22 protein-coding genes are annotated in these 26,640 nt (G+C 61.8%); 16 read left to right on the top strand and 6 right to left on the bottom strand.

What is annotated here, in order from left to right:
• Positions 1-77: 77 nt before the first annotated feature.
• The 9 genes from AB4N84_RS20360 to leuD all read left to right on the top strand — a co-directional run bounded on the left by AB4N84_RS20360 (position 78) and on the right by leuD (position 11,041).
• Positions 78-2,093, top strand: coding sequence for an FUSC family protein (locus AB4N84_RS20360; RefSeq protein ID WP_460047073.1), 2,016 nt, complete (start codon positions 78-80; stop codon positions 2,091-2,093).
• Positions 2,090-2,299 (top strand): DUF1656 domain-containing protein, encoded by a 210-nt coding sequence (locus AB4N84_RS20355; protein ID WP_074754986.1) that lies wholly within the window; start codon positions 2,090-2,092, stop codon positions 2,297-2,299. The genes AB4N84_RS20360 and AB4N84_RS20355 overlap by 4 nt, the downstream gene beginning before the upstream one ends.
• On the top strand, positions 2,296-3,213 hold the full coding sequence (locus AB4N84_RS20350; protein ID WP_460042850.1) for an efflux RND transporter periplasmic adaptor subunit: 918 nt from the start codon (positions 2,296-2,298) through the stop codon (positions 3,211-3,213). Before AB4N84_RS20355 ends, AB4N84_RS20350 begins: the two co-directional genes overlap by 4 nt.
• Positions 3,210-4,667 carry an efflux transporter outer membrane subunit gene (locus tag AB4N84_RS20345; protein WP_460042849.1) on the top strand — a complete coding sequence of 486 codons (1,458 nt, stop codon included), beginning with the start codon at positions 3,210-3,212 and terminating at the stop codon, positions 4,665-4,667. Before AB4N84_RS20350 ends, AB4N84_RS20345 begins: the two co-directional genes overlap by 4 nt.
• Positions 4,668-4,918: 251 nt before the next feature.
• Complete coding sequence (locus tag AB4N84_RS20340) at positions 4,919-5,740, top strand: aldo/keto reductase (protein ID WP_460042847.1); 822 nt, start codon at positions 4,919-4,921, stop codon at positions 5,738-5,740.
• 213 nt (positions 5,741-5,953) lie between these two features.
• Complete coding sequence (locus tag AB4N84_RS20335) at positions 5,954-6,970, top strand: transporter (RefSeq protein ID WP_460042846.1); 1,017 nt, start codon at positions 5,954-5,956, stop codon at positions 6,968-6,970.
• A 205-nt stretch (positions 6,971-7,175) separates the two neighbouring features.
• Positions 7,176-8,792 (top strand): inorganic phosphate transporter, encoded by a 1,617-nt coding sequence (locus AB4N84_RS20330; protein WP_460042845.1) that lies wholly within the window; start codon positions 7,176-7,178, stop codon positions 8,790-8,792.
• Between the two features lie 208 nt (positions 8,793-9,000).
• Positions 9,001-10,434, top strand: a complete 1,434-nt coding sequence (gene leuC, locus AB4N84_RS20325; RefSeq protein ID WP_460042843.1) for a 3-isopropylmalate dehydratase large subunit — start codon at positions 9,001-9,003, stop codon at positions 10,432-10,434.
• 1 nt (position 10,435) lies between these two features.
• On the top strand, positions 10,436-11,041 hold the full coding sequence (gene leuD, locus AB4N84_RS20320; RefSeq protein ID WP_460042842.1) for a 3-isopropylmalate dehydratase small subunit: 606 nt from the start codon (positions 10,436-10,438) through the stop codon (positions 11,039-11,041).
• A gap of 194 nt (positions 11,042-11,235) precedes the next feature.
• Here leuD and AB4N84_RS20315 read toward each other — a convergent pair whose 3' ends face one another.
• Positions 11,236-12,132 carry a LysR substrate-binding domain-containing protein gene (locus AB4N84_RS20315; RefSeq protein WP_460042840.1) on the bottom strand — a complete coding sequence of 299 codons (897 nt, stop codon included), beginning with the start codon at positions 12,130-12,132 and terminating at the stop codon, positions 11,236-11,238.
• Positions 12,133-12,416: 284 nt separating this feature from the next.
• Between AB4N84_RS20315 and ssuD the strand changes: the two genes are divergently transcribed.
• Both ssuD and AB4N84_RS20305 read left to right on the top strand, forming a co-directional pair.
• Entirely contained in the window at positions 12,417-13,553 is a 1,137-nt protein-coding gene (ssuD, locus tag AB4N84_RS20310; protein WP_074755001.1) for an FMNH2-dependent alkanesulfonate monooxygenase, read from the top strand.
• Between the two features lie 60 nt (positions 13,554-13,613).
• Positions 13,614-14,717 carry a sigma-54 interaction domain-containing protein gene (locus AB4N84_RS20305; protein WP_460042839.1) on the top strand — a complete coding sequence of 368 codons (1,104 nt, stop codon included), beginning with the start codon at positions 13,614-13,616 and terminating at the stop codon, positions 14,715-14,717.
• A gap of 90 nt (positions 14,718-14,807) precedes the next feature.
• On the opposite strand, the gene AB4N84_RS20300 is transcribed toward AB4N84_RS20305, so the two are convergent.
• Positions 14,808-15,143, bottom strand: a complete 336-nt coding sequence (locus AB4N84_RS20300; RefSeq protein ID WP_074755005.1) for an antibiotic biosynthesis monooxygenase — start codon at positions 15,141-15,143, stop codon at positions 14,808-14,810.
• A gap of 198 nt (positions 15,144-15,341) precedes the next feature.
• On the opposite strand from AB4N84_RS20300, the gene soxR reads away from it, so the two are divergent.
• On the top strand, positions 15,342-15,803 hold the full coding sequence (gene soxR, locus AB4N84_RS20295; protein WP_143024436.1) for a redox-sensitive transcriptional activator SoxR: 462 nt from the start codon (positions 15,342-15,344) through the stop codon (positions 15,801-15,803).
• On the opposite strand, the gene AB4N84_RS20290 is transcribed toward soxR, so the two are convergent.
• From AB4N84_RS20290 to rlmM, 4 genes are all read right to left on the bottom strand, one after another.
• Positions 15,794-16,279, bottom strand: coding sequence for a hypothetical protein (locus tag AB4N84_RS20290; protein WP_460042837.1), 486 nt, complete (start codon positions 16,277-16,279; stop codon positions 15,794-15,796). The genes soxR and AB4N84_RS20290 overlap by 10 nt on opposite strands.
• A gap of 214 nt (positions 16,280-16,493) precedes the next feature.
• A complete protein-coding gene (locus tag AB4N84_RS20285) occupies positions 16,494-17,909 on the bottom strand; it encodes an FAD/NAD(P)-binding protein (RefSeq protein WP_460042836.1) in 1,416 nt (471 codons plus the stop codon).
• Between the two features lie 363 nt (positions 17,910-18,272).
• On the bottom strand, positions 18,273-18,836 hold the full coding sequence (locus AB4N84_RS20280; RefSeq protein WP_460042835.1) for a helix-turn-helix domain-containing protein: 564 nt from the start codon (positions 18,834-18,836) through the stop codon (positions 18,273-18,275).
• A gap of 37 nt (positions 18,837-18,873) precedes the next feature.
• Positions 18,874-19,941: a 23S rRNA (cytidine(2498)-2'-O)-methyltransferase RlmM gene (gene rlmM / locus AB4N84_RS20275; RefSeq protein ID WP_460042833.1), complete on the bottom strand. Its 1,068-nt coding sequence runs from the start codon at positions 19,939-19,941 to the stop codon at positions 18,874-18,876.
• Between the two features lie 245 nt (positions 19,942-20,186).
• Here rlmM and acnA point away from each other — a divergent pair, with 245 nt between their 5' ends.
• The 4 genes from acnA to AB4N84_RS20255 all read left to right on the top strand — a co-directional run bounded on the left by acnA (position 20,187) and on the right by AB4N84_RS20255 (position 26,602).
• Complete coding sequence (gene acnA, locus AB4N84_RS20270; protein WP_460042832.1) at positions 20,187-22,928, top strand: aconitate hydratase AcnA; 2,742 nt, start codon at positions 20,187-20,189, stop codon at positions 22,926-22,928.
• 260 nt (positions 22,929-23,188) lie between these two features.
• Entirely contained in the window at positions 23,189-23,980 is a 792-nt protein-coding gene (locus AB4N84_RS20265; RefSeq protein ID WP_460042831.1) for a CPBP family intramembrane glutamic endopeptidase, read from the top strand.
• Between the two features lie 103 nt (positions 23,981-24,083).
• A complete protein-coding gene (locus tag AB4N84_RS20260) occupies positions 24,084-25,649 on the top strand; it encodes a methyl-accepting chemotaxis protein (protein WP_460042830.1) in 1,566 nt (521 codons plus the stop codon).
• Between the two features lie 281 nt (positions 25,650-25,930).
• Complete coding sequence (locus tag AB4N84_RS20255) at positions 25,931-26,602, top strand: hypothetical protein (protein WP_460042829.1); 672 nt, start codon at positions 25,931-25,933, stop codon at positions 26,600-26,602.
• The last annotated feature ends 38 nt before the right edge of the window (positions 26,603-26,640 follow it).

The raw sequence follows: 26,640 nt of genomic DNA, 5'->3' as shown, positions 1-26,640 counted from the left end.
GCATATTCAAAGGTTTTTTCGACGGTGTTCCGCCGTCCCGCGACTGGTTTTACGGCATCCGCACCTTTGCGGCGTCGATGCTCGCGCTGTACATCGCGCTGATCTTCGAGTTGCCGCGTCCGTATTGGGCGATGGCCACGGTCTATATCGTCTCCAGTCCGTTCGTGGCACCGACTAGCTCCAAGGCGCTGTACCGCGCGGCCGGGACTTTTCTTGGCGCGGCCGCTTCGGTGCTGGTGGTGCCGATGTTCGTGCAGACGCCGTTTTTACTGGCCGTCGTCATCGCGCTATGGACCGGCACCCTGCTCTTCCTTTCCCTGCACCTGCGCACCGCCAACAGTTATGCCCTGATGCTGGCGGGTTACACCATGCCGTTGATTTCCTTTCCGGTGGTGGACAACCCGCAAGCGGTGTTTGACATCGCCGTGTCGCGGACCGAAGAAATCCTGCTGGGCATCGTCTGCGCGGCCGTGGTGGGCGCCATGTTCTGGCCGCGTCGCCTGGCGCCGGTGCTGGTCGATTCAATGGGCAAGTGGTTCAAGGACGCCTCGACCTACAGTGACCTGTTCCTTTCCCGCAGCGCCACACCGGAAACGGTCGGCGCGCTGCGCACGGCCATGGTCGGCACCTTCAACAGCCTGGAGCTGATGATTGGCCAGTTGCCCCATGAAGGCACCCATCGCCAGACCGTGCGCAACGCCAAGGAGCTGCGCGGTCGCATGATTCACCTGCTGCCCGTCATCGATGCCCTCGACGATGCGCTGTGGGCGCTGGAGCGTCGCACGCCAGAGCTGGTCGCCGACCTGGCGCCGCTGATTATCGAATGCCGCGACTGGGTGGAAAAAACCGCCGAGGGCGCACCGGTCCGGTATTGGGAAGCGCTGCACAGCGAACTGGATCGGCTGCAACCGACACCGGCGCAACTGGACGATCGCCGCCAACTGCTGTTGTCCAACGCGCTGTATCGTCTGCGTGAGTGGATTGACCTGTGGCAAGACTGCCGCAGCTTGCAATGCGCCATCGAAAACGACGATCACCGCCCCTGGAAGGCCGTCTATCGCCACTGGCGTCTGGCGCGTCTGTCGCCGTTCCTCGACAAGGGCATGATGCTGTACTCGGTGGCGACCTCCGTCAGCGCAATCATCGTCGCGTCAGTGCTGTGGATTTTGCTGGGCTGGCAGGACGGCGCCAGTGCTGTGGCGCTGGCGGCGGTCTCGTGCAGCTTCTTCGCGGCGATGGACGACCCTGCGCCGCAGATCTACCGGTTTTTCTTCTGGACGATGATGTCGGTGATCTTCGCCAGCCTCTATCTGTTTGTGGTGCTGCCGAACCTGCACGACTTTCCGATGCTGGTGCTGGCGTTCGCCGTGCCGTTCATCTGTGTCGGCACCCTGACCGTGCAGCCGAAGTTTTACCTGGGCACGCTGTTGACCATCGTCAACACCTCGTCCTTTATCAGCATCCAGAGCGCTTACGACGCCGACTTCCTGAACTTTGTGAACGCCAACCTGGCCGGCCCGGCAGGTTTGGCATTTGCCTTCGTGTGGACGCTCATCGTCAGGCCTTTCGGCACTGAAACCGCTGCGCGGCGTCTGACCCGTTTCAGTTGGTGCGACATTGTTTCACTCAGCGAAGAAGCGACGCTGGCCGAACACCGTCGGATGGGGGTGCGCATGCTTGACCGTCTTATGCAGCACCTGCCGCGCCTGGCGATCACCGCGCAAGACACCAACATCGCCCTGCGCGAAGTGCGCGTGGCGCTGAACATGCTCGATTTGCTGGCCTACATGCCACGGGTCGATGCGGTGCCGCGCCAGCTGCTGCGCCAGGTCGCAACCGAAGTCGGCAATTATTTCCGTGCCTGCCTCAAGGCCCGTGAGCGTTTGCCCGCCCCCAAAGGTCTGTTGATGACCATGGACCGCGCGCGCCGCTCGCTGACCTATGACTGGATGGGCGACGACACCTCCCGTTTGCACTTGCTGCACGCCTTGAGCGGCCTGCGTCTGGCCTTGCTGCCGGGCGTGGAGATCGTCGATGTGCAAGCCGAGCAGGCAGAACAACCGCCGTATGGCATCGATGGAGCGCCACTGTGATCGGTGATCTGGATATCAGCGGGATTTTCCTGCCTACCTTTCTGGTGCTGATGGGCATCGCTTACGTGATTTTTCTGGTGGTCCACGCGGTGCTCACGCGTGTTCACTTTTACCGCCTGGTCTGGCACCGGGCTTTGTTCAACGTCGGTCTATACGCTCTGCTGCTCGGCGTCGTGGATACCCTTAGTCGATACCTGATGAAATGAAAAAACCTCTACTGACGCTGGGCCGTGTGGTCCTGACACTGCTGGTTGTCATCCTCGCCGCGATCGTCGTCTGGCGCATGGTGATGTATTACATGTACGCGCCCTGGACCCGCGACGGCCACATCCGCGCCGACGTGATCCAGATCGCCCCGGACGTGTCCGGCCTGATCGAAAAAGTCTCGGTCAGCGATAACCAGGCGATCAGCAAAGGCCAGGTCCTGTTCACCATCGACCAGGACCGCTTCCGTCTGGCGCTGCGTCAGGCCCAGGCCACGTTGTCCGAGCGCAAGGAAACCTGGGAGCAGGCACAACGCGAGAACAGGCGTAACCGTGGCCTGGGCAACCTGGTCGCTCGCGAGCAACTGGAAGAAAGCCAGTCCAAGGAAGCCCGCGCCCTGTCGGCGATGAACGAAGCCCAGGTGGCGGTCGATGCCGCGCAGCTCAACCTCGACCGTTCGGTGATCCGCAGCCCGGTCGACGGTTACCTCAACGACCGTGCGCCGCGCGACCGCGAGTTCGTCAGCGCCGGACGTCCGGTGTTGTCGGTGGTCGACAGCGCGTCGTACCACGTGGATGGCTACTTCGAAGAAACCAAACTGGACGGCATTCACATTGGCTCGCCAGTGGACATCCGCGTGATCGGCGACAACGCTCGCCTGCGCGGCCATGTGGTGAGCATCGTGGCCGGTATCGAAGACCGCGACCGCAGCAGCGGCTCGAACCTGCTGCCCAACGTCAACCCGGCGTTCAGCTGGGTGCGTCTGGCGCAGCGGATTCCGGTGCGCATCGCGTTCGACGAAGTGCCCGAAGACTTCCGCATGATCGCCGGCCGTACCGCCACGGTCTCGATCATCGATGACGCGTCGGCCCGCCAGACCGACGCCAAGGCCACCGATAAAGGAGACGCTCAATGAAACCCGGCGCGCGCCTGTTAACCGTGGGTTTGGGCCTGTTGCTCTCGGCCTGCACCGTGGTCGGGCCGGACTACTCGCTGCCCAAAGACGCTGCGGTCAATCGTCAGGACTTGCAGGGCGAACTCGCGGGCACCTCGGCCAACGTGGTGTCGGCGCCGGTGCCTGCCGACTGGTGGCGCCTGTACAACGATCCCAGGCTCGACCAACTGGTGGCTCAGGCGCTGGTGTCCAGCACTGACCTGCGCGTGGCCGCCGCCAACCTGCAGCGTGCGCGGTATCAGGTGAACGAAGCCGATGCCGCTGGCGGGTTCACCAACACCGCCAAGGCGGGCGCGCAACGCCTTCAGGAATCGGGCCAGGCTTTTCTCCTGCCGGAGAAAGTGCCAGTGGCGAATGTCGGCGATGTCGGTCTGACCACTTCCTACCAATTCGATTTGTTCGGCGTTCTGCAGCGCGGTATCGAAGCGTCCGAGGCAAATGCCGATGCCGCTCAGGCAGCGGCAGACACCGCACGCATCACCTTGGTCGCCGATGTGGTGCGTTCGTACACGCAAATCTGCGCCGCCAACGAAGAACACGACATCGCCCTGCACTCGCTGGACTTGCAAAAGCAGAGCCTGTCGCTGACCCAACGCCTGCGCGATGCCGGTCGCGGTGACGAAACCCAGGTCACACGTTCTGAAACCCAATTCAAATCCCTGCGCGCCGATTTGCCACGCTATGAAGCGGCACGTCGCGCTGGCCTGTATCGCCTGTCGATGCTGCTGGCGCGGCCGTTGAATCAACTGCCGCAAGGCGTCGCCGACTGTGCCGAGCTGCCACGCATCGCTCAGGTCATGCCCGTGGGGGACGGCGCGGCACTGCTCAAGCGTCGCCCGGATGTGCGTCAGGCCGAGCGTCGCCTGGCCGTCTCCAGCGCCGCGATCGGCGTGGCCACCGGCGAGCTGTACCCGGACATCAGCATCGGGGCGACGGTCGGGACGGTCGGTATTCTCAAGGAGCTGGGCGAGCCTTCGACCAACCGCTGGGGGTTTGGCGGCGTGATCAACTGGACCATCCCGTCCAACGGCGCCCGCGCCCGGATTCACATGGCTGAGGCGTCGAATCAGGCCGCGCTCGCGCACTTTGACGGCGTGGTGCTCAACGCCATCCGCGAGGCCCAGACCGGCCTGTCGCAATACACCGCACTGCTGGAACGCCGCGATGCGCTGGCCGATGCCGAAGCCTCGGCAAAACAGGCGGCGGACCAGACGCACCGTTTCTTCCTGGCCGGCCGCGAGTCGTTCCTGGCGGACTTGCAGGCCACACGTACCTACACCGACGTCACCGCGCAACTGGCGGCGGCGAATACGCAGGTGGCGATGGGGCAGATCGACTTGTTCCTGGCGTTGGGCGGGGGTTGGGAGAATTCCAGGCCGGCGCAGAGCCCGGAACAGGCGCAGGCACAGAAATAACTGTCTGATGGAGATCAGACTGTGGGAGCGAATTCATTCGCGATACCGTAGGTCCTGGCGACGGAAATGTGTCGAGTGTGAGGGCCTCTCGCGAATGAATTCGCTCCCACAGGGGGTTTTGCGTCGGACGCTCCGTCGCGTGTGAAACTTCAGGCGTGAAGTCTGAACCTGCTTTGCAAATTGAACTGCCGCCCGCTTGCACTGCCTGAGTTCTCTATACACACGCAGTCATCATCGGCAGGAGGCATCCCATGCGTACGCTTCAACTGGCAGACCAAACCGTCCCCGTCATCGGTCAGGGCACCTGGCGCATGGGTGAGGATCGGCACCAGCGCGCGGCGGAAGTGTCAGCGCTGCAACAGGGCATTGATCTGGGCCTGACCCTGATCGACACCGCCGAGATGTACGGCGAAGGCGGCGCGGAAGAAGTGGTCGGTCAAGCGATTGCCGGCCGGCGCGACGAAGTCATGTTGGTGAGCAAGGTCTACCCGCACAACGCCAGCCGCACAGGCATCCCCGCCGCGTGCGAACGCAGTCTGCAACGCATGAAGACCGACTACATCGACCTCTATCTGCTGCATTGGCCGGGTTCTCATCCGCTTGAAGAAACCGTCGAGGCCTTCGAGCGTTTGCGCGAAGCGGGCAAGATCGGGCGCTGGGGCGTGTCGAACTTCGACGTGTCGGACATGCTCGAACTCAACAACGCGCACTGCGCCACCAACCAGGTGCTCTATAACCCTGAAGAGCGCGGCGTCGAGTATGACCTGCTGCCCTGGATGCAGAACGTCGCCATGCCGCTCATGGCCTACTGCCCGATCGGTCAGGCCGGGAACCTGCTGATGAACCCGGCCATCCTCGAAGTTGCCGAACGCCACGACGCCACACCGGCGCAGATCAGCCTCGCGTGGGTGCTGAGGCAGGACGGTGTGATCGCGATTCCGAAAGCGGTCGATCCCCACCACCTTCAGTTGAACGCCGCTGCCGCAGACATCGAATTGAGCATCGAGGATGAATTGCTGATCGACACCTCGTGGCCGGCGCCGATTCGCAAAAAACACTTGTCGATGGTGTGATGACCGACCTTCTGTAGGGGCGCGCTTGCCCGCGATTGCAGCGTGTCAGTCGGCATCAAGGTATCTGCGACGGCGCCATCGCGGGCAAGCGCGCTCCTCCAAAAGCGTTGCTGCAACGCGCTGACACAAACCGTCACAAAACTGTCAAAACCGCTTGCGATGATGCCGCTTCAGATCCTCTGTCTTCAGCGGCCTCTTCGCTTGCGAGCCTTCATGAATCAACGCATTGCTCCTCATCAGGAATCCGACCTGTTCGGGCTGCTGTACGGTTTTCGCTTTCGCCCTGGTGAACCCGGTCGAGAAATCGACTCCAGTACTGCCCTTGAATGCCTGCGCGCCCCCGCCGACCCTCATGAATTCGTCTGGCTGCACTTGAACCTGGCCCATGCCAGTTGCGAGCGCTGGATGAAAACCAACTTCGAATTGCCCGACGAATTTCTGGAAGCCCTGCACGAAGGGTCGCGCTCAACGCGCATAGAACACGTCGACTCTGCCCTGCTGGCGGTGGTCAACGACGTGGTGTTCGACTTCAATCGGGTGTCCACCGACATCGCCACGTTGTGGGTCTGCGTACGCAGCAACCTGATGATCTCGGCCCGGCATCAGCCGTTGCGCTCGGTGGACAAGCTGCGCTCTTCGGTCAAACACGGGGAAATCTTCCGCTCGCCCCTTGAGCTGCTGGCGCACCTGCTGCGTGATCAGAGTGAAGTCCTCGCACAGTTCATGCGCAAGACCAGCATCAGCGTCGACAAGATCGAGGACCAGTTGCTCTCGCAGCGCCTGAGCAACAACCGCACCGAACTGGGCACCATGCGCCGGGTGCTGGTGAGGTTGCAACGCCTGCTGGCGCTGGAACCCGGCTCGCTGATGCGTTTGCTGCACCGGCCGCCCACCTGGTTGCTGGAGGACGATTTGCAGGAACTGCGACAGTCCACCGAAGAGTCGGCGCTGGTGATCAGCGACCTCACGGCGCTGGGCGAACGCATCAAACTGCTGCAGGAAGAAATCGCCGCCAACCTCAACGAACAGACCAACCGCACGCTGTTCACCCTGACCGTCGTGACCGTGCTGGCACTGCCGATCAACATCGTTGCGGGTTTCTTTGGCATGAACGTCGGCGGCATTCCCCTGGCCAGCGACCCGCATGGGTTCTGGGTGTTGGTGGCGCTGGTGGCCACGTTCACGTTCATCGCCGGGCGCTGGGCGTTTCGCAAGAGCCGGGATTATTGAGCGTGGCGTGGCGCAATCCCTTGTAGAAGCACTGGGCAGAATCAAAAGCGGGTTGCGTTTGCAAAGGTGATCGGGCGAAACCCATTTTTTCAATGCCATCTATCTCTTAGCGCAACAAATCCGGCACAAAGCTGACCTAAGTCGCATCTCTGTCACATTTTGAAATGATCATGATTGTCATCCCATCTCAACAGGATTGTGAATCATGGCGACCCCTACACTGGCGCAAGGCTCCTTGAAACAAGGAGCCGGGCTGAGTTCTCAATTCGGGCGCAAGCCCGGTGTTCTGACGATGGTGATCTTCTTCGCCGTACTCGGCCTGGGTCTGCTGTACACGGCGTTCAGCCTCAAGCAGGACATGGATGAACTGGGCACGGTTGTGCTGACCTGGACGCCTTTCCTGCTGCTCGGCGTTGCGCTGTTGATCGCGTTGGGCTTCGAATTCGTCAACGGTTTCCACGACACCGCCAACGCGGTGGCCACCGTCATCTATACCCATTCCCTACCGCCCAACATCGCAGTGGTCTGGTCGGGCGTCTTCAACTTCCTAGGCGTACTGTTTTCCAGCGGCGCGGTGGCGTTCGGCATCATCGCCCTGCTGCCGGTCGAACTGATTCTTCAGGTCGGATCCTCGGCGGGTTACGCGATGATCTTCGCCCTGCTGATCGCCGCAATCCTGTGGAACCTCGGCACCTGGTGGCTGGGCCTGCCGGCGTCGTCTTCGCACACGCTGATCGGCTCGATCATCGGCGTGGGTGTTGCCAACGCGCTGATGCACGGCCGTGACGGCACCAGCGGCGTGGACTGGTCGCAAGCCACCAAGATCGGCTACTCGCTGCTGCTGTCGCCGCTGGTGGGCTTCACCTGCGCGGCGCTGTTGCTGCTGGCACTGCGCGCGTTCGTGAAAAACCGCGCGTTGTACAAAGCGCCGGAAGGCAACCAGCCGCCGCCGATGTGGATTCGCGGGCTGCTGATCCTGACCTGCACCGGCGTCTCGTTCGCCCACGGCTCCAACGACGGTCAGAAAGGCATGGGCCTGATCATGCTGATCCTCGTCGGTACACTGCCGATGGCCTACGCGCTTAACCGTGCGATGCCGGCCGATCAGTCGGTGCAGTTCGCCGCGGTCGCGCAAGTCACCCAACAGGCACTGACCAAGGCCGCGCCGCTGCCCGCGCCCGCCGACTCGCGCCAGACGCTGTCCAACTACATTCGCGATAAACAGGCAACGCCCGAGCTGATTCCGGCGCTGGCGGTCATGGCCGGCAAGATCGGCGATCAGGTCGGCAGCTACGGCTCGTTGTCCAAAGTGCCCGCCGAAGCGACCGCCAACGTGCGTAACGACATGTACCTGACGTCCGAAGCTATCCGCTTGATGGACAAGAACAAGGTGGGCAATTTCGACGCGGACACCCAGAGCAAGGTGCAGCTGTTCAAGCAGCAGATCGACAACGCCACGCGCTTCATTCCGCTGTGGGTCAAGGTCGCCGTGGCCATCGCGCTGGGCCTGGGCACCATGGTGGGCTGGAAACGCATCGTGGTCACCGTCGGTGAAAAGATCGGCAAAACCCACATGACCTACGCCCAAGGGGCCTCGGCGGAAGTCGTCGCCATGCTGACCATCGGCGCCGCTGACATGTACGGCCTGCCAGTGTCGACCACCCACGTCCTGTCCTCCGGCGTGGCGGGCAGCATGACCGCCAACGGCTCCGGCCTGCAGATGCGCACCCTGCGCAACCTGGCGATGGCCTGGGTCCTGACCCTGCCGGCCGCCATCCTGTTGTCAGGCGGGCTGTACTGGTGTTTCACCCAGATTTTCTAATGATCAACGCTTCACGTGCTCTCCTTCACAGGCGCTTCGGCGCCTGTTTTTTTGCCCGGTGGAAAACACCCACCGTGGCGGCGGACCCGGCTCATCAAACACGATCCATGTTCCAAGCCCTCACCGTTCGGCCATTGATGGCCACCCTCGCCTGCTTAAGATGTCAGCAAGCCTTCAAGGCCGTGATTTCTTTCAAGTGAGCCTGCCGATGACGCCAACAAGACCGACTTCAAGAACCCTGTATGACAAGCACATCGACTCGCACACCGTGTGCACCCTCGATGATCAGGGCCATGTCCTGCTCTACATCGACCGTCAGGTGATCAACGAATACACCAGCCCCCAAGCCTTCAGCGGTTTGCGCGAAGCGGGCCGGGATGTCTGGCGGCCTGAAACCGCGCTGGCGGTGGTCGATCACGTCAACCCCACCGCGCCGCAACGTGTCGCCGCCATGGCCGATCCGGGGGGCGCACTGCAAGTGTCCTACCTGGCCGACAACTGCGAAAAATTCGGGATTGAACTGTTCGACGTGCTCGATAAGCGTCAGGGCATCGAACACGTCATCGCCCCTGAGCAGGGTTTTATTCTTCCCGGCATGGTGATTGCGGCTGGCGACAGCCACACCACCACCTACGGCGCGCTGGGTGCGTTCGGCTTCGGCATCGGCACCTCGGAAATCGAGCACCTGCTGGCCTCGCAGACACTGGTCTACAAACGCCTGAAAACCCTGCGTGTGACGGTCGAGGGCGGCTTGTCCAGCGGGTTGACGTCGAAAGACGTGATCATGGCGCTGATCGGCAAGATCGGCGCATCCGGCGCCACCGGCTACGCCATCGAGTTCACCGGCTCGACCATTGCGGCGCTGAGCGTCGAAGCGCGCATGACCATCTGCAACATGGCCGTCGAAGCGGGCGCGCGCGGCGCCTTCATGGCGCCGGACGACAAAGTCTTCGCCTACCTCAAGGACAAACCCCGTGCGCCGAAGGGCGAACTCTGGGAGCGTGCCGTCGCCCGTTGGAAACACCTGCACAGCGACCCTGACGCGGTGTTCGACCGAGAGATCCACCTCGACGCCCGTGACCTCGAACCGATGGTCACCTGGGGCACCAGCCCGGACCAGGCGAGCGCCATCAATGGCAGCGTGCCGGACCCGGAGGCCATCGCCGACCCGATCCTGCGCCAGGACATGCGCCGCGCCTTGACCTACATGGGCCTTCAGGCCGGCATGCCGCTGAGCGACATCGTCATCAGCCACGCGTTTATCGGCTCCTGCACCAACGCCCGGATCGAAGATCTGCGCGACGCCGCCAAGGTGGTGCGTGGCAAACACGTCGCCGACCATGTGCGGGCGATGATCGTCCCCGGTTCCACCGCCGTGCGTGACCAGGCCGAAGCCGAAGGGCTGGCCGCGGTTTTCCGCGATGCCGGTTTCGAGTGGCGTCAGTCGGGTTGCTCCATGTGCCTGGCGATGAACGATGACGTGCTTGCCCCGGGCGACCGCTGCGCCTCCAGCACCAACCGCAATTTCGAAGGCCGTCAGGGCGCAGGGGCACGCACCCACTTGATGAGCCCGGCAATGGTCGCCGCGGCCGCCATTACCGGTCACCTGACCGACGTTCGCAGCCTGCAAGGGAGTTTCTGAGATGGAGCCTTTCATCCAAGTCAGCGGCAAGGCCGCGCCGATGCTGGCGGCCAATATCGACACCGACGTGATCATGCCCAAGCAGTTCCTCAAGGGCATTGACCGGGCCGGGCTGGACCGCGGCCTTTTCTTCGACCTGCGCTTTCTGCCGTCGGGTGAACCCCACCCCGACTTCATCCTCAACCAGCCGGGCTGGCAAGGCGCGAAGTTCCTCGTGACCGGGCCGAACTTCGGCTGCGGGTCCAGCCGCGAGCACGCGGTCTGGGGCCTCAAGCAGATGGGAATCAAAGCGTTGATCGGCAGCAGCTTCGCCGGGATTTTCTACGACAACTGCCAGCGCAACGGCGTGCTGACCATCGTGCTGGATGAGCCGCAGGTTCAGGTGTTGGGCAAACTGATCAGCCAGCAAGACACTGCACAGATTGAGGTGGACCTGCAGGCGCAGGAGATCCGTTTGCAGGACGGCGAGGTCATGCCGTTCAAGATCGACGAACTGAGGAAGAACGCGCTCTTGCTGGGGCTGGACGCGATCGGCAGCACGCTGCAAAAGCGCGAGCAGATACTGGCGTTCCAGCAGAAACATCTGGCCGAGAATCCCTGGCTCTGACACACCTCGAATACCTGTAGAAGCTCACCAGGTTACTCAAACGTGTAGGACCGTGGCTTGTCCCGCGATCTGCCGGGAACCGGCAGCAAAATCAGGCACCTTTGCCTACCTGACACACCGCATTTGCCGGGTTTGCTGCCGCTTCGCGCCAGATCGCGGGACAAGCCACGCTCCTACAAGGTGGTCGTGCTGAATCACAACGACAACCCCCGAAAATGCGCCTGCAGAAACTCCACGCACACGCGCAGCTTCCCTGAATTGGCCAGCCGCGTCGGGTAGACCGCCCAGACGTTGGCGCTCTCGGTGTACTCGGGCAGCACGTGCACCAGCCGTCCCTGGTCGAGGAACGGTTTGACGTCCCACAACGAACGCTGCAACACCCCTCGCCCGTCGAGCCCCCACTGCAGGACGATTTCGCCGCTGTTGGACGACAACGGCCCGCTGACCCTCACGCTTTCCTGCACCCCGTCACGCTCGACATGCCAGATGCCAAAAGCATTGTCGCGCTCCTTGATCACCAGGCAATCGTGCTGTTCGAGGTCCGCAAGCTGCTGCGGCGTGCCCCGGCGCGCCAGGTAATCGGGCGCCGCGCACAGCACCCGACGATTGCTGACCAGTTGTCGGCCGATGTGCTGGCCGGGGATGTCATCACCGACGCGTATTTCCAGGTCGAACCCCTCGCTGACGATGTCCACCACCCGGTCGAACAAATCCAGGCGCACCTCCAGGTCGGGGTAGGCCTCGGCCAGTTTCGAGATAGCGGGCGCCACGTGATTGCGCCCGAAGCCGAACGAGCTGCACAGGTGCAATTTGCCGCGCGGTGCCGAATGCGCGTCGGACAACTCGTCATGCAGCAGCTGGAAGTCCTCAAGAATCCGCACCGCCCAACGCTGCACACGCTCACCGTCTTCGGTCAGCGCAACCTTGCGGCTGGTGCGGTGCAACAGGCGTGTGGCGAGGGTCGACTCCAGAATCTGAATGCGCTTGCTGACGTAGGCCGGCGACAGACCGAGTTCGTCCGCAGCGGCGGCGAATCCGGCTTTGCGAATCACGGTGAGGAAAACCCGCAGGTCTTCGGGGAGTGGCGCCACTTCTTTTTTGAGGTCATGCGGCTTCTTTCGCGGTTTTCGATTTTCTCACCGGTAGGCGCGTGGCTGGTCTCCGGGCCGCGCGCCTACAGGTGGCGTGCGGCTGAGGATACCACCGCGCCCGAAACAATCGTTTCAAGACTTAAAAATCGGCATATCTCTTTACGTTATAAAAATATGGAATTCAGTTCTTTTACGGAATAAATCGCAACCTCTATAAATAGTCCCCACTTGGCCTGCACAGCCGACCCCAACAAAAGCCATCGATTCTGCTCGAAGGACTCTTCATGGATGTTTTCTGGTTTCTACCGACCCACGGCGACGGCCATTTTCTGGGCACCACCAAGGGCGCGCGTCCTGTCACCCTCAATTACCTGAAACAAGTGGCCCAGGCCGCCGATGACCTGGGTTATCACGGCGTGCTGATTCCCACCGGCCGTTCCTGTGAAGACTCCTGGGTGATCGCCTCGGCGTTGGTGCCGCTGACCGAGCGCCTGCGTTATCTGGTCGCGATCCGTCCGGGCATCATCTCGCCGACCGTGTCGGCACGCATGGCCGCAACGCTGGATCGTCTGTCAGGCGGCCGCTTGCTGATCAACGTGGTGACCGGTGGCGACCCTGACGAAAACCGTGGCGACGGCAGCTTCCTGAGCCACAGCGAGCGTTACGAAGTCACGGACGAATTCCTCAAGATCTGGCGTCGCGTGCTGCAAGGTGAAGCGGTGGATTTCGAAGGCAAGCACCTGAAGGTACAGAACGCCAAGGCCCTGTACCCGCCCATTCAGAAGCCCTACCCGCCGCTGTACTTCGGGGGCTCATCCGAGGCCGCGCACGAACTGGCCGCCGAGCAAGTGGACGTGTACCTGACCTGGGGCGAGCCGCCTGCCGCGGTCGCCGAAAAACTGGCTGACATCCGCGAACGCGCTGCCCGCAATGGGCGTACCGTGAAGTTCGGGATTCGCCTGCATGTGATTGTGCGCGAGACCAGCGAAGAAGCGTGGAAAGCCGCCGACACCCTGATCGAGCACATCAGCGACGACACCATCGCTGCCGCGCAGAAGTCCTTCTCCCGTTTCGATTCCGAAGGCCAACGCCGCATGGCCGCGCTGCATGACGGTCGCCGCGACAACCTGGAAATCGCTCCGAACCTGTGGGCAGGCGTCGGCCTGGTCCGTGGCGGCGCAGGCACTGCGCTGGTCGGCAACCCCCAAGAGGTCGCGGCCCGCATCAAGGAATACGCGGACCTGGGCATCGAGAGTTTCATCTTCTCCGGCTACCCGCATCTGGAGGAAGCGTACCGCTTCGCCGAACTGGTGTTCCCGTTGCTGCCTGAGCCTTACCGCAGTCTGGCCGGGCGCGGCATCACCAACCTGACGGGCCCGTTTGGCGAGATGATCGCCAACGACCTGCCGCCGCAGAAATAGCCAAGCCATGACGCGCTCCTACAGAACAGCCATCAGTAAAACCGAATACAAGTGACCCCCATGCAGCTATTGACACTCCCTCCCTCTCCCGCCCTGGCCACGTCGATCCGGGCCACCGCGCAGGTGTTCGAAGACCCGAAATCCCAAGCGCTGCTGGCCCATATCCAGCAAGTGGCGCCCAGCGATGCCAGCGTCCTCATCATCGGTGAAACGGGCACGGGCAAGGAGCTGGTCGCGCGTCACGTGCACAACCTCAGCAGCCGTCGGCATCAGCCGTTTGTGGCGGTGAACTGCGGTGCATTTTCTGAGTCGCTGGTGGAGGCCGAGCTGTTCGGTCATGAGAAAGGCGCCTTCACCGGGGCGCTGACCGCCAAGGCCGGTTGGTTCGAAGAAGCCAACGGCGGCACGTTGTTTCTCGACGAAATCGGCGACCTGCCGCTGGCAATCCAGGTCAAGCTTCTGAGGGTGTTGCAGGAGCGTGAGGTGGTGCGGCTGGGTTCGCGCAAAAGCACCCCGATCAACGTACGCGTCCTGGCGGCCACCAACGTTCAACTGGAACGCGCCATCAACGCCGGACATTTCCGCGAGGACCTGTTCTATCGCCTCAACGTGGTCAATCTGGAGCTGAGCACCTTGCGTGAACGGCCAGGCGACATCATGCCGCTGACCCGCCACTTCATCGAGGTCTACAGCCAGCGTCTGGGCTGCGGACCGATCCAGATCAGCAGCGAGGCGGAACACAAGCTGCGCACCTACAGTTGGCCCGGCAATATCCGTGAGCTGGAAAACGTCATCCATCACACGCTGTTGATTTGCCGTAACGGCGTGATTCAAGCCAACGACCTGCGCCTGTCGAACCTGAGGCTGGAACGTCAGGAGGAGTCGACGCCCATCGTCGATGACTCGACGGACGCATTACTTGCCCGCGCGTTTCAAAAGCTGTTTGAAGAGCAGGCCGGAGCGCTGCACGAGAAGGTCGAAGATGCGCTGCTGCGTGCGGCCTATCGTTTCAGCCACTACAACCAGGTGCATACCGCGCAGTTGCTGGGTTTGAGCCGCAATGTGATTCGCGCACGCTTGATCAAGATTGGCGAGTTGGCCGTGAATAAACGCCGCCCTGGCGAACAGATTCAGGGTGACCGGATGATGCAATTGTCGGTTTGATGCTCATCGCCTGAAGCTTCGCCTCATGCCTGTGGCAGTGAGCGTGCTCCCACAGGTTGCAATGCTCGAAAGCGTGATTGCCACCGATGATCAGCGCGGCCCGACCGTTTCGCTGACCAGCTCATAGGCATTGAAGGTCATCGCTGTGGTGCGATGAGCGCGAATCAGGCCCCACAGATCACCCTCGCCCTGCTCGGCATTCTCAAACGCTTTCTCACAATCGGATTTGGACTGCCACAGCACATGACTGAGGACGCGCTGCTGATCCTCACTGACGTGCACACTGGCGCGGATAAAGCCGGGGTAAGTGCGGGTGAATCGCTCGAAGCGCTCATTGAGCGCCGTCACCAGGCCCGATTGATGACGCGGATCAACCATAAACTCGACGAACTGACTGAACGGAAGGTTTGAGTCTTGTGACGTCATGAACGCTCTCCACTGATGACGGATGTCGCTGAACAGAATGCTTCATGGCCTGATCGTGCGAACGACGAATCTTGCGGTGCTGTTACGGATGGCAGTTGCGGGCAGTGCCTGTTGCGAACCAAGGCCACGAAGGGTAAAACCTCCACCTAAGTAGAGGTCAAGTGTCATTTAGCAATCAACCAGAGAGCCCACAGCCACATGCGAAGCGCCGATACCCCGCTGGTCACCCGCGAACTCACAGTCGGCCAGCTCGCGGCACGCAGCGGCGTGGCCATTACCGCGCTGCGTTTCTACGAAGCCAAGGGCCTGATCAGCAGCCAGCGCAACGCCGGCAATCAACGCCGATACCCTCGCGACATGCTTCGTCGCGTGGCGCTGATCAAGACCGCACAGCGTCTGGGAATCCCACTGGCCAGCATTCAGTCGGCCCTGGACACATTGCCGGCCGATCGCCCGCCGACCACCGAGGACTGGAACAGGCTGTCAGAATGCTGGAAAGCCGACCTGGACGAACGGATCAACCGCCTCACGGCGCTGCGCGATCAACTCAACGGCTGCATCGGGTGTGGCTGCCTGTCCATGGACGCGTGCCCCTTGCGCAACTGGGGCGACAGCCTGGGTGAAAGCGGCGCCGGACCGCGCCTGCTGGATCAGGACTGAAGGTTCTGCGGACTGACCAGCGTTGCCGCCAATGCACGGTCGTCCAATGACAGTTTCATTTGCTGCATGGCCTGATTCAGCTGGTTGGTCGCCTGAATCAGCGAATTGGTCATGGCCATGATTTCCATCTGCAACTGTCGGATCTTGCCTTCACGCGCCCTCGGCGACAGCGAACGGTCTTTCATGAACGCCTGCATGTCTTTCATGCGTTTGGCGATGCGCTCTTGAATCGAGCGGATCATCTTCAATTGTTCCTTGATGCGCTTGGGCAGGTTAGTCGCGTCGATGTCTGCGTTTTTGTCACCGGTCTTCGCCGCCTGTTGCGCCTCGGGCGACAACAACACCTCGATGCCCTGGCGCATTTGGTCGGCCGCGCTGGGCGTGGCGGTTTCTTCGACAGCCTGCTGATGCTTGATGAGGGTTTGCTGCACCAGCGTCGCGGCGTCCGCCGGGTTCCTGAAACTCAAGCTCAACATGAATGAACGCCTCCATAGCCCTGATATCCCATCAATCCACCCGGGCGCTTCAAACGGAAAAACCGGGGCGATATCGGGCTTTCGGCTCGTTCGGACAGCTCTTTAGGGCAAACACGGAATTTTGTGTCGAAGTCGACACAATCGGGGGCCACGCGGTGGGTTGTTCAACAGTGAGCGTGCTGATACACACCGCATGCGCATGCGCGAGGGCGCTTCAGATAGCAGTCACCAACCGCGCCGCCAATGCCTTGGCCTGCAACGCCACGTCGGTCACCGCGGTGCTTTCCCACCACAGACCGCGCAACGGCGGGCCCATGGCGAACAGGCGGGAAGACACCTGCCCCTGCGCGTCCACCACCGCGCCGCCTGGATCGGCAGCGATCCCCAGCGCCAAGGGCCCTGGCTGAATAAGGCCGCGCGCCAGCAACTGGCGAGGCAAGGGACGATCGACCCGGCGCCAGTCGTATTGAATCCCGGTCGAATTGATCAACGCCGCGCCGCTTTCGACCGTCGAATGATCATCGCCACGATAGCGCACGCTGATCCGCACCTGTCCCGCGTGCGCCTCCTCGACGCTCAGCAAAGAGGCGGCATGAACGTTCAGTCGTCCTTCCTCCACCAGCTGGTCCAGTAACCGTGCGCTGGGCGGTGGCGAGCGATGGTGATGGCTTTCCCACCAAGGCCGCACATGGCGAACGAACTGACGCCGCTGCAGATCGCTCGCCTGACTCCACAACCGCGCGATGTGCACCCGAACGGTGTCCAGCGGCGCCTGCCAGTCGACGCCCTGCGCCATCGCCTGCTCGCATTGCTCGCGCAGTGCCCGGACCAACTGCCGCGTGCTGCGAATGCTGTGATCGGCGCCCAGAAAATCCGGCCAGGACGGCGGCTGACGGCGCACGTGAGGCAACAAACCGTGGCGAGAAAACACGTCGATAGGACCGCGATGCCCGGCCTGCTCCAATGACACCACCGCGTCGACCATGGTCAAGCCCGATCCGATAATCAACACCCGTCCACCCGGATCCAGGTGACGCATCGCATCGACATCCCAAGGATCGACCGCCGCGGCATTGAGCCCGTTGGCGTCCCGTTGCGGCGTTCGAGCCGCGGCATACATGCCGGTGGCGAGCACGCCAACATCGCCGCGCAACCGTGCGCCGTCCGCAAGCGTCAGGACAACCCCTGAGGTATCGCTCTGCAGATCGGTCACCTCGCCACGCACATGCTCGACCGTCGAGCCGTGCAGCGCTCCGGCAGCCTTGGCTTCGGCCAGACGCTGCTGCACATACAGCCCGAAAATCCCGCGCGGCGGGAACAGTTCGGCCACCGGCACATGCTGTTCGTCCGACTCGGGCCAGCCGCCTGCGGCAATATAGTCACCGAGCCACTGGGTCAGGTCGTCCGCGTTGTCCGGGTCGACACTCATGCGCGCCGCGTTGCCGTTCAGCGTGTGACCCAGTTCGGTCGCACTGTAGGCCTCGCCGCGCCCCAGTTCGCTGCGCGATTCGACGATGACGACGTGGCGCCTGCCTGGCAGACGCAGCAGTTGCACCGCCAGCATCGTGCCGCTCAGGCCGCCACCGACGATGAGGACATTGGCGCCCGCTTGCGTGTTCTCTGAACTCATTATTCTTCGCCTTATTCGCGTTACTCATTGCCATGCCATCAGCACGGGCGCGCACGCCTGATTATGAAGAGCGTGCGAAGGGAATCAAACAGGACATTGGTCGGTCCGTTGCGGTACGAAGGATGCAAGGCACGGCACATGCCGGGTTTTGGCGGGGTTGGGGTGATTCAGGGCGGGCAAACTGCTGATCGGGTGTTGCGCTTGCAACAGCCATGAAGCCAAACGCGAACCCTGTGGGAGCGAGCGTGAGCAAGCTCACTCCCACAGGGATCGCAGCGTTCTGTGGATTTGCAGCGGGCCTCACTCTGTAGGAGCCGGCTTGCTGGCGAATGCTGATGATGGGATGCACCGGCCTTCTACAGCCTACAGCACCACATTGCGCACAAAACGCAGCACCTGATCACCGTCGTTGCGGTAGGCATGGGGCCGGTTGCTGGCAAACATGAAGAACTCACTGGCGGCGACCTGTCGGGTTTCTTCCGGCAACGCGACGGTCAGGCGACCTTCGATCACGTAAACCTGCTCGCTCCAGCCATCGGGATCGGCCTCGGAAACATAGGACTCGCCAGGGGCGAGACTGAATTCCCACAGTTCCACTTCACGCCGCGCGCCCGCCTTGGCCAGCAAGACAGCCTTGCTCCCCGGCAACGAACCGGCCCAGGCGACTTCGTTGATCCGGCTAGGGTCTCGCTCGTCCGGTGCCTGGATCAGGTCGCTGAACGCCACATTCAGGGCCTCGGCCACCCGGTCGAGGGTGGCCAGACTGACGTTCTTCTCGCCCGCTTCGATGGCCACCAGCATTCGCCGACTGACACCGGACTTTTCCGACAGCGCGGTCTGACTCAAGTCCGCTTCGTGTCGCAGACGCCGCACATTGAGGCTGACGTGCTGCAACACCGAGGCGCGGGGTGAATTTTCCTTGGGCACTCGATCACTCCTCAACGGACGGCTTGAAACCCCTGTCTCAGGCTTTGCGCTTCACATCCAGCCGTCGCAGGTGGCAGGTCACTTCCTCACGGTCGTGGTACAGCTGCTTGCAACCGATGGAAACCTTGACGCCCCGCGCTTTGAAGCCTTCCTCGATGCGATCGAGCAAGCGACGCACCTCGGCATACCGCTGCTTCATCGGCAGTTTGAGGTTGACCACCGCCTCGCGGCACAGGCCCTCGCCCAGCCAGGTCTCCAGCAAGGCGGCGTTGCGCGCAGGCTTCTCGACGATGTCGCACACCATCCAGTCCACGGGCTGACGCGGCTTGTAGGTAAACCCGTCGGCCATCAAGTGCTGCACCAGACCGGTGTCCATCAGGCTCTCGGCCATCGGACCATTGTCGATGGCGGTCACCAGCATACCGCGCCTGACCAGCTGATACGTCCAGCCACCGGGCGCTGCACCGAGGTCGACACCGGTCATGTCGCCCGACAGCCGCTCGTCCCACTGGTCACGGGGAATGAAGTGATGCCAGGCCTCTTCCAGTTTCAGCGTCGAACGGCTCGGCGCCTCGCGCGGGAACTTCAGGCGGGGAATGCCCATCGGCCACATCGCCGAGTTGTCGGCATCGGCCAGGCCCAGAAACACTTCCCGGCCGCTTTTGAAGGTCAACAGCAAGCGCGGCAGGCTCGGGTTATCCACCAGCTTTCCGGCTTTCTCCAGCGCCTTGCGCAGCGGGCCTTCGAACTTGCGGCAAAACGTCGAAAGCTCCTTGCCGTCGTTGGTGTCGACCACCTCCAGCCACAAACTGCCGCAGGTGCCAAAGCCGACCATGTGCTCAAGTATGACGCTGATGCGGTCGGTTTCCGGCAACTCGACGAACACGCCGCGGGCCCATTGCCGAGGGAAGATCAAATCGGTGAAACGCACGCCGTTCATCAGGCGTTCGGCGCCATCCGGCTCGGTGCAGATGAACTCGGCGCAGGCGGCACCGGGTTTGGCCTTGGCATAACCCGATACGTTCAGACGCGCTGCGTGCTCGCTGATTTCCGAACAGACCTCGCCTTCGAAACCGGGGCGGCAGTGCATGAAAAGGGTGTTCACTGGACGGTCTCCTCGCGCGCCGGACCATGACCGACCGCAACCTATACTTGAGGATTAACCTCAATGACTCGAAAGCGGCGCATGATAGCCGAATCAGGAACCACTGGCTTGGCCCCAGGGTCCAGTACTACTCAATGCGCATTAAAAGGCGCCGACCAGAGCGCTCGACGACACCGTTTTACCGCTCATTCCGAATCGTCCGTTTCGCCCGTCCGTACCGTGCGGACCCGTCAAGGAGTTAGTTCATGCCCTCCCTCGATAGCCTGAAAAGCCTCAAGACACTCGATGTCAACAACAAGACGTATCACTACTTCAGCCTGCCAGACGCCGCCAAAGCACTGGGTGACCTAGACACATTGCCCATGTCGCTCAAGGTGCTGCTGGAAAACCTGCTGCGCTGGGAAGACAACAAGACCGTGACCGGTGAAGACCTGAAATCCATCGCCGCCTGGCTGACCGAACGCAAGTCCGACCGGGAAATCCAGTACCGCCCCGCGCGCGTGCTGATGCAGGACTTCACCGGCGTGCCCGCCGTGGTCGACCTGGCGGCGATGCGCGCTGCGGTCGCCAAGGCTGGCGGCGATCCGCAACGCATCAACCCGCTGTCGCCGGTGGACCTGGTGATCGACCACTCGGTGATGGTCGACAAGTTCGGCGATGACAAGGCCTTCGGCGAAAACGTCGACATCGAAATGCAGCGCAACGGCGAGCGCTATGCGTTCCTGCGCTGGGGTCAGGGCGCCTTCGACAACTTCAGCGTGGTGCCGCCAGGAACCGGTATCTGCCACCAGGTCAACCTCGAATACCTGGGCCGCACGGTGTGGACCAAAGAAGAAGACGGCCGCACCTATGCCTTCCCGGACACCCTCGTGGGCACCGATTCCCACACCACGATGATCAACGGCCTCGGCGTATTGGGCTGGGGCGTGGGCGGGATCGAGGCAGAAGCCGCCATGCTGGGCCAGCCGGTGTCGATGCTGATTCCCGAAGTGATCGGCTTCAAGCTGACCGGCAAGCTCAAGGAAGGCATCACCGCCACCGACCTGGTGCTGACCGTGACCCAGATGCTGCGCAAGAAAGGCGTGGTCGGCAAATTCGTCGAGTTCTACGGCGACGGCCTGGCCGATCTGCCGTTGGCGGACCGCGCGACCATTGCCAACATGGCCCCGGAATACGGCGCCACGTGCGGTTTCTTCCCCGTGGATGACGTGACGCTGGAATACCTGCGCCTGTCGGGACGCCCGGACGATACGGTCAAATTGGTCGAGGCCTATTGCAAGGCTCAGGGCCTGTGGCGTCTGCCCGGTCAGGAGCCCGTGTTTACCGATGCGCTCGAGCTGGACATGAGCTCGGTGGTGGCCAGCCTTGCCGGTCCCAAGCGCCCGCAAGACCGCGTTGCGTTGCCGGATGTCGCCCAGGCGTTCAGCGATTTCCTCGGCCTGGCCCTGAAACCCACCAAACACGAAGAGGGTCGACTCGAAAGTGAAGGCGGCGGTGGTGTGGCGGTGGGTAACGCCGAACAGGTGGGCGAGGCGGAATATGAATACGAGGGCAGCACCTATCGCCTGAAAAACGGCGCGGTGGTGATTGCCGCTATTACCTCCTGCACCAACACGTCAAACCCGAGCGTCATGATGGCCGCAGGCCTGCTGGCGAAGAAGGCTGTGGAGAAAGGCTTGCAGCGCAAGCCGTGGGTGAAAAGCTCACTGGCGCCCGGCTCGAAGGTGGTGACCGATTACTACAACGCGGCGGGGTTGACCGAGTACCTCGATGCCTTGGGCTTCGATCTGGTGGGCTACGGCTGCACGACCTGCATCGGCAACTCCGGCCCGCTGCGCGACCCGATCGAGAAGGCCATTCAGCAATCCGACCTGACCGTGGCTTCGGTCCTTTCAGGGAACCGCAACTTCGAGGGCCGTGTGCATCCGCTGGTGAAAACCAACTGGCTCGCCTCCCCTCCGCTGGTGGTGGCGTACGCCTTGGCGGGTACGGTGCGCATCGACCTGAGCAGCGAGCCACTGGGCGAAGGCAGCGATGGCCAGCCCGTCTACCTGCGCGACATCTGGCCGACGCAAAAGGAAATCGCCGACGCGGTGATGAACGTCAGCACAGGCATGTTCCACAAGGAATACGCCGAGGTGTTTGCCGGTGACGAGCAATGGCAGGCGATTCAGGTGTCCAAAGACCCGACCTACGTCTGGCAGGACGACTCCACCTACATTCAGCATCCACCGTTCTTCGAAAACGTGGCAGGGCCGTTGCCGGTCATTGCCGACGTGCAGAAGGCGCGCGTGCTGGCGATCCTCGGCGACTCGGTGACCACCGACCACATCTCCCCGGCCGGCAACATCAAGGCCGACAGCCCGGCGGGCCGTTACCTGCGCAGCAAGGGTGTAGAGCCCAAAGACTTCAACTCCTATGGCTCGCGGCGTGGTAACCATGAAGTGATGATGCGCGGCACCTTCGCCAACATCCGCATTCGCAACGAAATGCTGGGTAACGAAGAAGGCGGCTACACCTTGCACGTCCCGACTGACGAGAAACTGCCGATCTACGACGCCGCCATGCGTTATCAGCAGGAGGGCACGCCGCTGGTGGTCGTTGCGGGTCAGGAATACGGCACTGGCTCCAGCCGCGACTGGGCGGCCAAAGGCACCAACCTGCTGGGCGTCAAGGCGGTGATCGCCGAGAGCTTCGAGCGTATCCACCGCTCCAACCTCGTTGGCATGGGCGTATTGCCGTTGCAATTCAAGAACGGCCAAAGCCGTAAAACCCTGGAACTGACCGGCAAGGAAGTGCTGAACATCACCGGCCTGACCGGCGCCACGCTGCAACCGGGCATGAGCCTGACCCTGCAGATCACCCGCGAGAACGGCAAACAGGAGAACGTCGAGGTGCTGTGCCGCATCGACACCTTGAACGAAGTGGAATACTTCAAGGCCGGCGGGATTCTGCATTACGTCCTGCGGCAGTTGATCGCTTCGTAGTCGAGGACGCAGACACCCGTAACCCTGTGGGAGCGAGCTTGCTCGCGAAGGCGCCAGGTCAGAGACATTCCCGCTCACTGATCCCATGCATTCGCGAGCAAGCTCGCTCCTACAGGTTCCCCCTTGAACGCTGCCTTCTCGGTAAACACCCTCCACCCTCGAAACTCTTTCATCCCCTCACTTTCAGCCGATTCCCACAAGCATGCGCGTTTAATCAACGCTAAAATCGCCGGCCTCATCCCACCCTCAAGGACGACCTCATGCCGGCGCTCCGCTGGAGCACACTGACGCTGCTCACCCTCGGTTACTGCATCGCGCTGGTTTACGGGCAACTGAGCACGCCCGTGGTCGTCACTTTCGGGCTGTTGATCATGGCCGGGATCTGCGTCAGCCATTTCACACACCTGGGTGTACGTACGCTGGGGCATGCGCTGTTCATCGCACTTGCTGCCGGCCTTGCCAGTCATTGGTTACCCGGTTTTTTCAGCGCCCGCGTGATCACGGCCGTGCGCTTCACCCCGGAAGCCGCGCCCTTTTCGATGTACCTCAACCTCGATAAACCCTTGATCGGCGTCTGGGTAGCGCTGGCCTGTCCGTGGGTGTTCACCGCCGTTGCCCTGCGCCGCGCCGTGATCACGACCTCCGTGATGCTGCCTGTCACCACCGTGCTCTGCCTGATCACCGCGCTGTCGATGAGCCTGATTGGCTGGACACCGAAATGGCCCGCGCAAGGCGGCATCTGGGCGCTGAACAACCTGTTGCTGGTCACCCTCACCGAAGAGCTGATTTTCCGGGGTTACCTGCAGGGCGGGCTGACCCGTTTGCTCAAGCGGGTGCCGTATCACCAGACGCTGGCCCTGCTCCTCGCCTCGCTGGCGTTCGGCCTGTCGCACCTCGGCGCAGGCTGGCAATGGGCGGTGCTGGCGGGCATGGCAGGGCTAGGCTACGGAATCGCCTACCGTTTTGGCGGACTTCCGGCCGCAGTCATCACCCACTTCGGACTCAATCTCGCGCATTTCTGCCTGTTCACCTACCCGATGTTCGATCGCTGAGCAGGGGCCGCGACAACGCGTCCCATGACGCAGTTCACAAAACGCTTAATTTCCTGACTGACGGGCCGATAACTCATCAAAGCCTTCCCGGATTGAACAGCTCATGCGAAATAACCAGCCCATCACCCAACGCGAACGGACGTTCCCGGCGCAACAACGGTTGATCTCGACCACCGACGCGCGCGGTGTGATCACCTATTGCAACGAAGCGTTCGTTGAAATCAGTGGCTTTTCCCACGATGAACTGATCAAGGCACCCCACAACACCGTGCGCCACCCTGACGTGCCGTCGGCGGTGTTCGAACACATGTGGGGCACCCTCAAACAGGGCTTGCCGTGGATGGGCATTGTCAAGAATCGCTGCAAAAACGGCGATCATTACTGGGTCAACGCCTACGTCACGCCGATTTTCGAGAACAAGCAGGTCGTCGGCTTTGAATCGGTCCGTATCAAGCCTACCGCCGAACAAATCCGTCGGGCCGAAGCGCTCTATCAGCGCCTGAACAGCGGCAAGACCGCCGTGCCGAGCCGCGACAAATGGCTGCCAGTGCTGCAAGACTGGCTGCCGTTCATCATGGTCAGCCAATTGAGCTTCCTGATCGGCGTGTGGCTCAACTCCCACTGGGGCTTCGCGCTGGCGGCCGCCCTCTCCGTGCCACTGGGCCTGCTCGGTCTGAGCTGGCAGCAACGGGGCCTCAAACGCCTGCTGCGTCTAGCCGAACAGACCACGTCCGACCCGTTGATCGCGCAGATGTACACCGACAGCCGTGGCCCGCAAGCGCGCCTGGAAATGTCCATCCTGAGCCAGGAAGCCCGGCTGAAAACCTGCCTGACCCGCCTGCAGGACACGGCCGAACACCTGAATTCACAAGCCCGGCAGTCCGACAGCCTGGCCCAGGCCAGCTCCAACGGCCTGGAGCGCCAGCGCGTGGAAACCGAGCAAGTCGCCACGGCGATCAATCAGATGGCCTCGACCACCCAGGAAGTTGCCAGCCACGTACAACGCACCGCCGACGCCACTCAACAAGCCAACGAACTGACCCGTCGCGGCCGCGGCATCGCCAGCGAAACCCGTGAAGCCATTCAGCGCCTGTCCGCCTCGGTGGGTGAAACCGGCCTCACCGTGACCCAACTGGCCAAGGACAGCGACGAGATCGGCGGCGTGGTCGACGTGATTAAAGGCATTGCCGACCAGACCAACCTGCTCGCCCTCAACGCCGCCATCGAGGCTGCCCGTGCCGGTGAAATGGGCCGTGGTTTTGCCGTGGTCGCCGACGAAGTTCGCCAACTGGCGCAGCGCACCACCGAATCCACCGGGCAGATCCACTCGCTGATTGCCAAACTGCAACAGACCGCCAGCAACGCCGTGCAGACCATGGAAGTCGGTCGCCGCCAAGCCGAGGAAGGCGTCGAGCAGGTCATGGAGGCCGACAAGGCGCTGGTGGGCATCAGCGACGCCGTCGCCAACATCACCGACATGGCCACCCAGATCGCCGCCGCCACCGAAGAACAAAGCTCCGTCGCCGAGGAAGTCAGCCGCAACATCAGCACCATCGCCCACCTGGCCGACCAGACCTCCGACGAAGCCCGCCGCTCCGCCACCCTCAGCGCCGAACTGACCCACACCGCCAACACACAGTACTCGTTGGTGGAGCGTTTCAACCGCTAACAACTTCACGCAATACCCCAAGCCCCGGCAGCGAACCTGCCGGGGCTTTTTTATTGTTCGCGAGAAAGTAGGAAGTTTCCGAAAGTTGCACACAGCTGCACTTTTCGTCGAATTATTGGGGAATGTCGGATTGACAGAAGTCTGGAATCGCTATTAGTTCAAATTCAGATAGCGATAAATAAATGACACCACGACGGTGTTTTCGCTGATCTACACATCTAATAATAGCGAGCGCTCATTCGGCGATTGAATGCGGATAACAGTGCCTCATGGAGAAGTTTATGAACGATGCAGACCTGAAATATCCGATTCCTCTGACGCCGCCCCTTGTAGCGGTTGCCGACCCTGAGGACGGACTATTGAAAACCGTTACATTGAACAGTCCTGTTCCAGTACAGGTTATGGTTTGGCCGGCAGCCGAACCTGGTTATTACTTTCAACTGATGCTCAATGGTGTGACAGTCGGGGATAAAAGGATCATCACGAAGGAAGACGTTGCATACGAAATGATCACGGTCCACCTGGATGAACAGTTGCTATCGGAAGAAGGCGAATACCAACTTGGGTATATGACCGTCAGCCCGAACACCGAATCCCAATCCCCGTCCCCCGAGCTGACCCTGAGAGTCGACCGCTCTAAACCTGGCGCCGCCCTTCTGGGCCCGATGATTTTCTCCAACGAGGAGATCGGTGAGCAGCTAACCGGCTTGTTGCCTGGTTATGCAGGAATGGCCAAAGGCGACGTCATCCAGACTCTTTGCAATCAAGCCAATGGTCCGTCTCATGTCGTCCAGGCTGACGAACTGACTATCCGCCCCATCAAGATCACCTTTAAACGTGAACTTCTGGAAAGCGTCGGTATTGAAACGGCCACGATTGAGTACTTCGTGACGGACCGCGCAGGTAATCAGTCGATCATTTCGACGCCTGCAATGCTTAAACTACACGAATGATTTAGGCCGAGGCGGGACGACCACCTTATAAACAAATA

The sequence above is a fragment of the Pseudomonas sp. S2_H01 genome (assembly GCF_054668305.1).
Note: the sequence above shows the minus strand (reverse complement) of the source record. Positions and strands in the feature narration are given on the sequence as shown.